Origin of the sequence: Bradyrhizobium sp. LA6.8, assembly GCF_040547935.1 — a bacterium.
GTDB lineage: Bacteria > Pseudomonadota > Alphaproteobacteria > Rhizobiales > Xanthobacteraceae > Bradyrhizobium > Bradyrhizobium barranii.
In genome coordinates, this window is sequence record NZ_JBEPQQ010000017.1 from 36803 (window position 1) to 49180 (window position 12378).

A 12378-nucleotide genomic window follows, 5' to 3' on the forward strand; every position below is an offset into this window, starting at 1 on the left:
CAATGCTGCGAACAATTCTCACCGGCGCTATATGCCCTCCCAATTCAGCGCCCCCCAATCCGCGCCTGCGTCACTCCACCGCGCCGGTCGTCAGTTTCCCGTCAGCTTCTCTCACTAGCATTCAGAGAAACAAGAAACGGACGTGCTGGGCTCTTGCGCCGCTGGCCTAAACTCTGCCCCGGGAGCGGGCCAGCGGCGGCAACGCAAACGGCATGGAAATCCGGCAGCGAGGAGACTATTCTCCACGCCAAATGACCATGGGGAGGCTCCGATGTCTTGGCGCAACTGCCTATTGGCTTTGCTGCTATGTCAAGGATCGACCGTTCAAGCTGCCTCGATGAACAAGCACGACCCATGGGACCCGCAGCATATTTCCGATTTGCCACCGGAGATCCGGCAATACATCGGTGGGCTTTGCAAGGGACCGGCCGTGGCGCAACATGATTTTGCGACCTATGACCCGCAGGAACATCGCTGGCGGATCAACATCGAATATCTAAATTGCCAAGGGCTCGCCGATGACTACCGCCACGGCAATCAGTGCCTCGATGTCGATTTCGTTGAAGTCGGATCGCACTACCGTCTTGCTCGCAAGACCTACGCAGCCTGTGGTTTCTGAAAAACGCCCGCCAGAGTAACGTTTTGCCAATCAGTTGAACCGCCCCCACTCTGCAAAGAGTTGGACGACGTCCGCAAGGGGGCAAGACGCGATGTTGAATTGCCGTCAGGTTTGCTTCTGAAAGCCGGCATGACTCGGGTTCAAACGACCTTCAACTACCGACCAATAGCCGACATAAGAAGCGAGGGTGCCATCAACCGTGGCGGACCGATGACATGCGACTCTCGATTCTCTAGTGAAGCCACCGATACTGCCAGATGTATATCAACGCTCCGGCGGTGTAACCCAAGAGTGCGAGTCCGCTGATCCTTCGCATGTACCAGATGAACTGAATTTTCTCGATGCCCATCGCGGCGACCCCAGCCGCCGACCCAATGATTAGTATCGATCCCCCTGTGCCCGCGCAGTAGGCGATAAATTCCCAGAGAAATGTGTCAGGTGGATAGTGCGTAAGCCCATACATCCCCATGGATGCAGCAACGAGGGGAACGTTGTCAACGATGGCACTGATCAACCCCAGTGCCATGACAATGGCATCGGTGCGACCGATCGTTTGATCCAGCCACTTCGCAAGAGCGGCGAGAACTTGGGTGTGCTCCAGCGTGGCCACCGCCAGCAAAATGCCAAGGAAGAATACGATCGAGCTGAGATCGATCTGAGTGAGCGCATGGGCGACCGTTAGATGCCTTCGTTCTTGAGGCTCCTTCTTTCGGTGAATGACCTCTCCGACGAGCCATAGCGTTCCCAGACCAAAGAGGATGCCCATAAAAGGCGGCAGGTGAGTAATGGCCTTGAAGGCAGGCACCATGATCAGGATGGCAACACCCAAGGCGAACATCACGTTTCGCTCGAAAGGCGGGGTGCTCGCAGTCTCGTTACTATCGGTCACCGGCATTGAAAACGTTCTGCCGCGCAATTGATAGGTTACCACCAACAGCGGAACTAGCATGTTCGCTATGGAAGCGAAAAAGAGTGCCTTGACGATTTCGAGGGCCGTGATTTGACCGCCGATCCAGAGCATGGTCGTGGTGACATCCCCGATGGGAGACCATGCACCTCCTGCATTGGCGGCAATAACGACTAGCGATGCAAACAACCAACGGTCATCTTGTTTTTCGAACAACTTCCCGATCAACGAGACCATCACGATAGTCGTCGTGAGGTTGTCCAACGCCGCACTGAGGAAGAATGTTATAACGCACACGAGCCACATCAAGGTGGCGAGCCTCTTCGTCTTGATCTGCGAGGTAATGAGCTCGAATCCATCATGTGCGTCGATGACTTCAACAATGGTCATGGCTCCCATCAGGAAGAAGATAATGCCCGCCGTCGCACCTATCGTTTCCGTTAGTTGGTGGACGACTGCTTCGTGCTCACCTGCTCCGATGGCGTAGATCGTCCAAAGCAGACCTGCTCCGAAAAGGGCCGACGCTGACTTCTCTACTTTAATCGGATGCTCAAGGGCGATCGCGGCATAAACCACGACGAAAACCACGGTCAGCGCTAGTATCAAAACGGCTCCTCGAAAATTGGGGTTACCTTCGGATCACGCACGACCCGGCCAATCGATAATTAATACGATCACGGATGAGCGCACGCGATCCAGGATGTTCACCGAAGGATGTTACGGATGTGCCATGCCATGGTCGCGGCATAGACCAGGAGGGCAATACAAATGCCGCCTACCAATTTAGGTGTTGAAAGCGTCTCTCTGGTCAAGAAAAAGACGATTCCAAAAAGGACGATGACACCCAGAAGGGACGGAACATGTCGCATGTTTTTAGGACGCTTCACAATTAGCACCTCCATTGCGACGCCTAATCTCTGCTGCGCGGACCTCGACGGACATTTTAGTGCGATCTAAAAAATTGGCGATCGTCTCCCACGATGCCCCACTAGTTCGCATCTCCAAGAGAATTGCCTCGTCCTGTTCTGTCCAAGGCTTACGGCGTCGCAAGAAGCATCTCCAATCCTGGTCGTTTGCTCTTATATGGTTTCCTTGAAGGCTCGAGGTCTCGGCCGCAGTTGTTCGCTCCGGCGTGCAGCATACGGCGCACGCGCGGATGATCGTTGAGTCCTCACCATCAAATCTCTCCACTACGCGTCGAAACAAGCCGAATGGACGAGGGACCTTCTATGTGTGCGCTGGTATAGGCCCGTGCGGAAGAAATCAGATCCTCTACGGCCGAGCGATTGTACGAGGGATGTCGCGGATTCAGGTGCAAGTCTGTTTCGACGATCATCACCTGGGTAACGGTGGAGGACAAAATCTCAACGGCAAACGAGACGAAAGACACATGCGCAGCTTTAAAGGGCATTGGAGAGACCCTCACAACCTTCGGACGTGACTGCCCCCCACCATAGGGCAAGCGTGCCGCGCGGAACCGAACAAGCGCGGCGTGCAGCAACTGCTGACGGTTCTTGAGGGCCTGTTCCGCTGGGCGCTGGTGGTTCGGCAGATCGTCAAATGATGGAAAATTTTTCACGGGCACGCGCTATCCGCGAGGCGGCCCGACCATCGCTTGACCTGTCGCTGCTCGATGCAGCGAGCACCCGAGTGGCGTTATACATCGCGATGGCCATAATTCAACCTAGAAGATTAAGCCATCGCCGATGTCGGGTTTGGGGCGCGAGCGCCTTCTTGCCCGCCTGCCGTCTCCCTGAAAAGTCACATATTGGGAGGCAATACAGCGCCGCTCAGGAGAACGACTTGAGTACTTTTGCCAGGGCAAGCCGGCGGGAGCGAAGCTCCGCCCAGTTGAGCTCGGCAACGTTGGACAAATGCCTCTCACCTTTGTGAGTGAGCATCACGAGAATCCGCCTACCGTCTCCACTGTTCCGGAAGCGTTTCAACAGGCCGATCTTGACCATTCGATCCACCAGACCCACTGCGGTATGGTTCTTGACGAGCAGAAAATCTGCCAGTTCACCCACGTGACATATGATAATCCGGCCGAGACAAGCCCTTTATCGTAAGCAGGGCTTGATACTGCTGTGACGTTAGGTTGTTCTTGCGGGTGTTGGCTTCGCTGAATTCGAGGAAACGCCGGAGCTGAAGTCGAAATTCGGCCAGCGCTCTATAGTCAACTGTATCCCTACTCTTTCGCGCTACTCTCTTCTTCTGTGAGTCAGTCGCGGTTTGAGATTTTCTATCTTGCTTCGATCGAAGCATATGGCGCGCCAAATCCTAGACTGAGTTATGCTCAGCTTGCCTTCCGAGTCATCAAAGTCAAGTAGCCGCACTGTTCGGGACGACCATCGCGCCTGGCTGCGCATCCACAACCCCGCATCCAATAGACATACTTCGAAATGACGAAAGCTCGTTGGGCCATGTGCCAAGGTTGACCGTGATCGCCAGAGGTTTCAGGCTTCGAAGGATTTGGAACCGAATGGAGTCGCCAGGCTGCTTTCGGGCTACTCGGCATATAAAATCGTCGACCCCATTGATAGGACCACCATCGAGTTCGAAAATCACATCCCTGGCAAGAATACCTGCCCGGGCCGCCGAGCTATCGCTCCTGACATCGACGACAAAGACCCCACGATCCGGCAGACCGAGAACATGGCCTTCATGCTTCAGTCATATCGGATACGACGACCCCCACTCGAGCAACGGTCTGCGCACGCGATGTTGTCAACCAAAAAACCGCGCCGAGAACTATGGGTAACAGCAGCACCGCTCGCCGAGTTCGCTTCATGCGACCTGATCCGCTGTGGATTACGGCGCCGATTCACATCAGCGGCATCCAATAGTGCATCTTGCTATCCGAAACCTACGTCACCGCCAGTCAACCGATCCAGACATTCGGATTGTTACCGGACGACCATGCCCCGCTGCGATATCTCCGCGATCGCGATCAAGCTGCGGCACGCCGCATTGCCAGTTCGGTCTCGCTGCGTTTCGGTGCCGTCCTGACGTGCGTGGCGTACAGGGTAAGCCCCGTGAACGCGAGGCCGCCCACCAAGTTGCCAAGAACCGTCGGAATTTCGTTCCAGACGAAGTAGTCCATGATGGAAAATTTCGCGTGGAGCATCAGCCCCGACGGAAACAGGAACATGTTCACGACGGAATGCTCAAACACCATGTAAAAGAACAAGAAGATCGGCATCCACATCGCAATGACCTTGCCCGGGACCGACGTTGAAATCATGGCCCCGACGACGCCGGTGGAGACCATCCAGTTGCACAGCATCCCGCGGATGAACAATGTTGCCATGCCGGCCGCGCCGTGTGCCGCGTAGCCGAGCGTTCGAGCCTCGCCAACATTTCCGATCGTCATGCCGACCTTATCGGGATCCTGCGTGAAGCCGAACGTTGTCACAAATGCCATCATGAAGGCTACCGTGAGCGCCCCGGCAAAGTTTCCGACAAAGACTAGACCCCAGTTTCTCAAAACGCCACCCGGCGTCACACCCGGCCGTTTGTCGATCAACGCGAGCGGAGCAAGCACGAATACGCCGGTCAGTAGGTCAAAGCCCAGCAGATACAGCATGGAAAATCCGACAGGAAACAGTAGCGCTCCGGCCAACGGCTGGCCCGTGTTCACGTTGATCGTGACGGCGAGCCATGCCGCCAAGGCGAGGATCGCGCCCGCCATGTAGGCGCGGATCAGCGTGTCACGGGTGGACATGAAGATTTTAGATTCACCCGCGTCCACCATCTTGGTGACGAATTCCGATGGCGTTAGATACGACATCAATACCCTCTCTGTTCTCAAAGTCGCGACGGCGCCAACAGCCTACTCGTCTTGAAGAGAGCTGATGCAACGCACATGCCAGCGTATGAAACAGCGAACAATCGACCCAAAAGCGGGACAGTTTCGCGCCTCGCCCTCGAAACGGGAGGTGCGCAGCGCCTAGAAGATTAGCAATATCGCCCAGATATATCGCACTATGACCTATTGCATCGCACCACGATGCATTGGCCCTCGTCGGATTTTCGAGCAAATTGGATTCAGAACGTTCAGTAGCCGTCTGTCAGCGTCTTGATTCCAAGAATAGTTCCGGGCATGTTCCCCAAAACAGGGCAGGGGGTAGGCCATCAATACGCAGGTTTTACGTGGGCGCATCGCCGCCTCACGGTCGATGTGGATCGCCGCGGTAGCCATTCCCTTGATGTTGCTCGCGCCGGCTCTTTGGAATGGCTATCCGCTGCTTCAGTGGGATACCGGTGGCTATCTGGCAAGGTGGTACGAAGGTTACCTCGTGCCGAGCCGCTCAACGGTGTTCGGCCTTTACCTGCATTTTGGTGAGCATTCGAGCTTCTGGATCAACCTCGGAATCCAGGCCCTGGCGTCACTGTGGATCCTGCAACTGACGCTGCGAGTTCTCGGCATGAGCCAGCCGCTACGGCTGATGGCGATCGGCCTCGTGCTGATCCTGACGACCGCGCTGCCTTGGATCGCCAGCATGCTTCTGACTGACATTTTTGCCGGTCTGTCGGTGCTCGCGCTGTTCGTCCTGGTGTTACACAATGACAGGATTTCTACCGTCGAAAAGTGCTGCCTATTTGTATTCACGGCCTTCGCCGCAGCAACTCACAGCGCAACGCTCGGGGTGCTACTAGGGCTATGCGTGGTCGGGTGGAGTGTACGTCTGCTGCTACGCGGTCAAATCCCAATCATCAGTTTGATTCAGGGCAGCCTGACCCTCGTTGCCGGCGCGGCGATGCTGCTCGCAGCAAACTTCGCCTTGTCGGGACAATTGGCTTGGACTCCCGGTGGCTTCGGTGTTGCGTTCGGCCGCATCATGCAGGACGGTATCGTCGCGCGCTACCTCAGGGACCATTGTCCACGCGAGCAGTTGAAACTCTGTCCCTATCGCGATCAGCTGCCCGCGACCGCCGATCAGTTCCTTTGGGGCAACAGCATGTTCAACACGCTAGGCCGCTTCAAGGGCCTGAACGACGAGATGGGCTTCATCGTGTTGCACTCGCTCGCGGAATATCCGACCTTGCAAGCCGAGGCCGCACTGGCTGCGACCGCGCAGCAACTTACTCTCGTCGCAACCGGCGAGGGCTCCGATGTCTGGATTCCCCACACCTATGGGATCATCGAGCGTTACATCTCGGCGCAAGTAACGCCTATGCGCGCCGCGCGCCAGCAGCATTCCGAGCTCGACTTCACCGCGATCAACTGTCTTCACGTGCCGGTCGCACTGGCGTCGATGTTGCTGACCGTGGTTCTGTTCGGTCGCGGGCTTTGGCGGCGCTCGTTGGATGATCTTACTTTGCTTGCAGGGACTGTAACATTCGCACTGCTCGGCAACGCGTTCATTTGCGGTGTGATCTCGGGTCCGCATGATCGCTATGGCGCGCGCATGGCATGGGTTGCGACTTTCGTAGTGCTGATCTCTGCCGCAAGACACTTTGTCGTACAGGACGAGTCCGACGACCTGCCCACGTCAAGACAAGGCCGTTGAACGACAGACGCCGACAGAATCAGTGCGCCACGGTACCCCTCTCTTGCGTGCGGCTGACAGTGCGGGCCGGGAACTTATGTTCACTTTGTAACTCGAATCGCTTGATGCAGTAGTGGGGAGCCGGGGTATTGCAGGACTTGCCGATTATCTTGGTCGTTGAAGACGACCAGTTGCTCCAAACTCTCATTGAAGAAGCGCTCGGTGTGGCGGCTTCGAACCCGCCATCACGGCATCGGGGGAAGAGGCGGTTACCCTGCTCAAGGGACACAGGGGAAAGCACCGAGCGCTCCTAGACGACATAAATCTACGAGGGAAGATGGATGGTTGGCAGGTCGCTCAACTTGCTCGGGAAATCGACCCGGACTTTCCCGTTGTCTACGCGAGCGGGACCGCCGCTTCAGAGCGCCATAAAGAATGTCGTTCGGCGGAGAGGAGCCATAAGCAAATGATCTACGCGGCTTCATGCCCTCGTTGGGCTCGGTTCCGAGCCAGAGGGTGTCACCCGATGGCCTGACCACGAAGGCGTTAGCCAGTGGTAATCGGGGAGTTGTAGGGTGTCGGTAATATCCCTGCCGATTGCTAGCCTTGCAAGGCCGGGAATGGCGAACGCCTTTATCACCTGGTTGCGAACGTTCAGGCCCCACCGGGTTTTTGGCGCAAAGACCCGAGCAAAGCGCTCGGCGGCGCGCTGTTTCTCCCCGATAAAGGCCCGCAAAAATGCTTCGTATCTGCCAAAGGCATCTTCATGGCGGCCTCCGGCATTGGCGAGTTCACCTGCGAGTACGAATGCGGAAATCATCGCAAGAGCCGAGCCTTGCCCGGCCGTCAAGGATACACAGAATGCTGCATCTCCGATAAGGGCAACGCGGCCGCGCGTCCAGCTTTCCATCCTTATCTGACTAACCCGGTCAAAATAGAGTTGTTGTGCACGATCCAATTCGGCAAGGATGAGGGGGCACTCCCACTTCCCTTCGCGGTATCTTTCGCGCAGCATAGCCTTCTGCCGTTCAAGCCCTTCTGGTAACGTATCGCTATCGGCGGCAAACACGAACAAGAACAGCGTCAGGTCATCATGCAACGTGAAGCGGCCAAGCATGCGGCCGGGCTGTCCATACATCAAATAGATATCTTCGTCGCGCGGTCGGTAACCGCGGACCTCGAACGCTGCGACCGCATAGCCAAGATACTTTTCAAACCGTGACTGCGGCCCGAACGTTAACCTGCGAACGGTGGAATGCAAGCCATCGGCGCCGATAACTAAACCAAATCGGCGAGTGCCCGCATTCTTCAGTTGAACCTCCACGCAGTCGTCGCGTTCCTGAAGGGCAAGAATCTCGCTTTGAAAAATGACATCGGTGTCACCTCTGAGCCTTTCGAAAAGCAACCGAGAGAGGTCGCTCCGTCCGATCGTTACATAGCGTCCGTTCGAAAGTTCATCGAACACCCTGGTGCCAAATCCCGCGATGCGTTTCCCGAGATCGTCAACGACCCGCATCTCACGCGCGTGATAGCCGATGCGATTGATGTCGTCGGTCAGGTGCATTTGTTCAGCGATGTCGTATCCAAGACCCCAGAAATCGACGACATAACCGCCGACGCGCAACGCGCGCGCCCGCTCGATCAGAGTCGGTTGGAACCCCGCCGCCTTCAGCCAGAAGGCTAATGTCGGTCCAGCGATTCCCGCACCGGAGATTAAAACGCTGTTGTTCATACAGAAAAACTAGACGGTGCGCGCGTTCGGGTCACCCCGACAGGAAATCAAAAGAGCTTGATGATCAGAGGAATGTGCCGACCGCTCGCGGTTCCCGATAGGTCCGGCGGGGAATTTACAACCACGACTCTAAGCGTAGTGACGCGGTCGTCCACTCAATGCAAAATATCGATGCAAGGCTTCGCCGCCGCGCTTGCGAGCAGGATAGCGCGCATAGTTATCTCCCGTCTACGCTTCTAGGCCGCACCAGGCGGACATTGATCATTTCCTTCTGGTTTCGCTTCGGTCGCTCGCTGATTAATCGTCGTAGCTATCGATGACCGTGTCAGCTATTGCGCGTTTTGTGATGACGCCAACAATATCTCGGACTCTCGGCCGATCGACCCCGTGAAAGACAATCGCCGCTCCGGAGCGATGCCGTTTCAATCTTGCGAGCACGAGACTCAGGAGATCGATATCCCTGCAAATGACAGCGCGGCTTTCGACGAAGCGCTCGACGAGCAGGTTCGGATTACGCTGAGATTCAAGCCACAGGCCCGAGCGTGGCGGTATCAGGCCGACAATCCGCCCCTCGCGCTCGACGATGATGGCGCGTAGGTCGTCGGTGTCTTCCGCGCCTATGGCTTCCTTCAACGTTGTCCCGACCTTGGCAAGGATGAAACGCCGTTCCATGATGTCCTGGGCCTGCTTGACCAGATAAAGGTTGATGTGCCGTTCTTTCGGGATGCGGTGGCCGCGGTGGCGCAGCTTGATCGTGTAGATTGTCTCACCAATCAGCGTACGGCGAATGCCGGCCGCGACCGCGACACCGACGATCACGGGCACGATGATGGCGTAGTCCCGTGTCATTTCGAACACCATGACGATGGCGGTCATGACCCCGCCGGTGCCGGCGCCAACCATGGCGGCCATGCCGACGATCGCAGCCGAAGGAACGGTCAGGCCAGCGTGTGGAAAGACCATGCTGACCACGAGGGCGAAGGCTCCCCCCAACGTGGCTCCGAGGTACAGCGATGGGGAAAAGATACCGCCGGAGGCTCCGCATCCGAGACTGATCGTCGTGGCCAGCATCTTTAGCACAAACAGCGACGCAAGCAGGCCTGCATATGTCATCTTGTTGTCGAGGGTCGACTGGATGACGCCATAGCCAACGCCATCAACATAGGGATGGCCGAAGGCGTGAGTTAAAGCGACCATCATCAGGCCAACGGCGGCCATCCCGATGATGTTTTGCGTGTAGGCATTTCCGGGCAGCTTGGGAAAGCCGTCCTCCATAACTACCAGCAGGCGTATAAAGGCCCAGGAGGCGACGCCACACAGGGCTCCCAGCACGACAAAAGCGATTGCCTCCTGCAGACCCAGAGCCTGGGCTAGCGACATTTGAATATCAGGGACGACGAAGGCAGGATCCGGTCCGATCAAGATTCTGCCTATGGTCGTTGCGGCACCCGTCGCAATGACGACTGGAAGAAAAGTGCGGTTCGAGACCTCGGGCAACAGGATTTCCAGCGCGAACAGCACGCCGCCAAGCGGTGTGTTGAAGGTCGCCGCGATCCCGGCACCGGCTCCAGCGGAGAGCAATGTGATCTTCTGCCACGTCGACAGTTTGATCGCCTGGGAGAAAGCAGAACCCAGTGCTGCCCCGATCTGAATGATCGGACCCTCGCGACCGACTGCAGCTCCACCGCCAATCGAAAGGGCTGAAGCCAGAGATTTTATGATCGCAACCTGACCGCGGATGTTGCCGCGTTTGTAAAAAACAGCATCCATAACCTCCGGAACACCATGGCCCTTTGCCTCCGGGGCGAAACGCTGCACCAGAAAGACGACAACGAGACCGCCGATGACGGGCGAAAGAAATACCCAGTCGCCAAACCGACTCGGCCCTTCGCTCACATTGGCATCGTACCAGATGCTGAAAGTGCCGTTGTAAAACGCGTTGTGAAAAAGACCGATGAGCGTTCGCAGTGCGACGGCGCCGCAGCCCGTCATGACCCCGACAATCAGCGCGAGGCCGCAAAGGACCAGTAGATTGACCCTCCTTTCACGGTCCGGAACCGGTGCGGGGCTGCCGACGACAGGCCGAATTGGAAATTTAGACGAGGAGAGGGGCGCTGATGACATGTCGGGCACAGTTGAATCGGGGAAATGTCCAAACCAATCGACATGAAGTCCCCGCAAAATCAATGGGAAATTTTGCTGCTTTGGAAACTGCCACACGGCCTGCCTATCGGGCAGCCGCTGCTGCTTAAACCGGCTGTCGACGCATATTCAGAGCGAGCCTGCGAGGGTTTAAGACGAATCCCGGTGCAGCGAGCGCCATGAGATTGATATGGGATTGATGGAGATGCGAACCAAAATTGGGACGTGGTGAGGGTCGAACGTGTCCTACGGATGCAACTACGATCACAAACTCGTCAAACACCACGGCGAAACTGGCTCTCATCGACCGGTGGACGGTTACGCCGCGTCGGTCTAGATCATGCCAGATGCCGGGGGCGGCCAGTGCAAGGAGTCGAGATGGAGCCGCGCTACCGGAAAAACCTGAATGTTCTCCTACCGTGCTTCGTGGTGCTCGGCATCATGTTCGGCCTGGTGGCTTATTCGCCAGAGTTGTACCGCGCTTTCTGTGGCGCAACCGGATACGGAGGGACGACACAACGGGCGTATTCCGACTCAACTGCCGCCTCCGATCAGACTGTGACCGTTGCGTTCGACAGCAACGTCGCGCCGGACTTGCCGTGGCGGTTCGAACCTGAGCAGCGCTCCGTGACCGTTCACTTGGGCGAACAAAAGCTCGTATTCTTCACCGCCGAGAATCTCAGCAACGAGTCGATCGTCGGGCACGCGACCTTCAACGTCACGCCGGAGACGAGCGGCATCTATTTCAATAAAATTCAGTGCTTCTGCTTCAATGAAGAGCGCCTTGACCCGCATCAGAAGGTCGAGATGCCCGTTGTCTTTTTCGTCGATCCTGCCTTTGCAAAGGATTCGGACAATCTCCATGTCGATACGATCACATTAAGCTATACATTTCTTCGCTCGGCGAATCCGTCACACAGCGAGAATCTTTCACGTTTCCTGGCCAATGCCGCGCCGGATCCCGTCCACGGCCAACAACTCTTCATGGAACGCTGCACTGCGTGTCACGCGATAGACAGAAACAAGACTGGCCCCGTGCTTGGCGGGGTGGTCGGCCGCAGAGCCGGCTGGGCTCCCGGGTACGACTATTCGCCCGCGCTAAAGAGCGCCGGTCTCATCTGGTCCACGGATAATCTCGATCAGTGGCTGGCCGACCCCCGGAAATTCATTCCCGGCGCACGCATGCCGGTTCGCGTGCTCGACGCCCCGTCTCGCCGCGACCTCATCGCGTACTTGCAGAAGGCAGGCCAGGAGCACAACGACCGGACCGATTCGATCCCGCACATATCAGATGGAGAATATTAGTAGCCACGTTTCTTAGAGCGTGCGTTGTAACTCAAGTCGGGATAATAAACAGCTTCAGGAGCACATCGATAACGACAGAGCTGAACCCTTCGTCCGTGCCAAGAAAACGCAGATTCAAAGGCGCCGCATCACTTAGCTCTGATTCCGGATACTAGAATCGCACTCAATAAACCTCGATAGG

At 56.8% G+C, this 12378-nt stretch carries 10 protein-coding genes; 3 read left to right on the plus strand and 7 right to left on the minus strand.

The genetic code is table 11. The annotated features are described in order from the left end of the window. Nucleotides 1-337: 337 nt before the first annotated feature. Nucleotides 338-619, plus strand: a complete 282-nt coding sequence (locus ABIA90_RS44075; protein ID WP_247303166.1) for a hypothetical protein — start codon at nucleotides 338-340, stop codon at nucleotides 617-619. 232 nt (nucleotides 620-851) lie between these two features. Here ABIA90_RS44075 and nhaD read toward each other — a convergent pair whose 3' ends face one another. The 5 genes from nhaD to ABIA90_RS44100 form a co-directional block, all read right to left on the minus strand. Then, nucleotides 852-2132, minus strand: coding sequence for a sodium:proton antiporter NhaD (gene nhaD, locus ABIA90_RS44080; protein WP_354116310.1), 1281 nt, complete (start codon nucleotides 2130-2132; stop codon nucleotides 852-854). 571 nt (nucleotides 2133-2703) lie between these two features. Continuing rightward, nucleotides 2704-3111, minus strand: coding sequence for a hypothetical protein (locus tag ABIA90_RS44085; RefSeq protein ID WP_354122162.1), 408 nt, complete (start codon nucleotides 3109-3111; stop codon nucleotides 2704-2706). A gap of 205 nt (nucleotides 3112-3316) precedes the next feature. Next, entirely contained in the window at nucleotides 3317-3553 is a 237-nt protein-coding gene (locus tag ABIA90_RS44090; protein WP_354122163.1) for a MarR family transcriptional regulator, read from the minus strand. 295 nt (nucleotides 3554-3848) lie between these two features. After that, nucleotides 3849-4199, minus strand: a complete 351-nt coding sequence (locus ABIA90_RS44095; protein ID WP_354122177.1) for a PDZ domain-containing protein — start codon at nucleotides 4197-4199, stop codon at nucleotides 3849-3851. 277 nt (nucleotides 4200-4476) lie between these two features. Continuing rightward, nucleotides 4477-5316 (minus strand): formate/nitrite transporter family protein, encoded by an 840-nt coding sequence (locus tag ABIA90_RS44100; RefSeq protein ID WP_354122164.1) that lies wholly within the window; start codon nucleotides 5314-5316, stop codon nucleotides 4477-4479. A 388-nt stretch (nucleotides 5317-5704) separates the two neighbouring features. Here ABIA90_RS44100 and ABIA90_RS44105 point away from each other — a divergent pair, with 388 nt between their 5' ends. Further along, nucleotides 5705-7039: a hypothetical protein gene (locus ABIA90_RS44105; RefSeq protein ID WP_354116307.1), complete on the plus strand. Its 1335-nt coding sequence runs from the start codon at nucleotides 5705-5707 to the stop codon at nucleotides 7037-7039. Nucleotides 7040-7499: 460 nt separating this feature from the next. Here the strand turns inward: ABIA90_RS44105 and ABIA90_RS44110 are convergent, their stop codons facing one another. Then, a complete protein-coding gene (locus tag ABIA90_RS44110) occupies nucleotides 7500-8750 on the minus strand; it encodes an FAD-binding domain (RefSeq protein WP_247307310.1) in 1251 nt (416 codons plus the stop codon). 297 nt (nucleotides 8751-9047) lie between these two features. Continuing rightward, complete coding sequence (locus tag ABIA90_RS44115) at nucleotides 9048-10970, minus strand: chloride channel protein (RefSeq protein ID WP_354122165.1); 1923 nt, start codon at nucleotides 10968-10970, stop codon at nucleotides 9048-9050. Nucleotides 10971-11270: 300 nt separating this feature from the next. Here ABIA90_RS44115 and ABIA90_RS44120 point away from each other — a divergent pair, with 300 nt between their 5' ends. After that, nucleotides 11271-12197: a cytochrome c oxidase assembly protein gene (locus tag ABIA90_RS44120; protein WP_354122166.1), complete on the plus strand. Its 927-nt coding sequence runs from the start codon at nucleotides 11271-11273 to the stop codon at nucleotides 12195-12197. The last annotated feature ends 181 nt before the right edge of the window (nucleotides 12198-12378 follow it).

Coding starts and splice junctions, on each gene's coding strand:
- ABIA90_RS44110 (WP_247307310.1), bottom strand. CDS start 8,750: ATGAACAACAGCGTTTTAATCTCCGGTGCGGGAATCGCTGGACCGACA.
- ABIA90_RS44100 (WP_354122164.1), bottom strand. CDS start 5,316: ATGTCGTATCTAACGCCATCGGAATTCGTCACCAAGATGGTGGACGCG.
- ABIA90_RS44120 (WP_354122166.1), top strand. CDS start 11,271: ATGGAGCCGCGCTACCGGAAAAACCTGAATGTTCTCCTACCGTGCTTC.
- ABIA90_RS44075 (WP_247303166.1), top strand. CDS start 338: ATGAACAAGCACGACCCATGGGACCCGCAGCATATTTCCGATTTGCCA.
- ABIA90_RS44105 (WP_354116307.1), top strand. CDS start 5,705: ATGTGGATCGCCGCGGTAGCCATTCCCTTGATGTTGCTCGCGCCGGCT.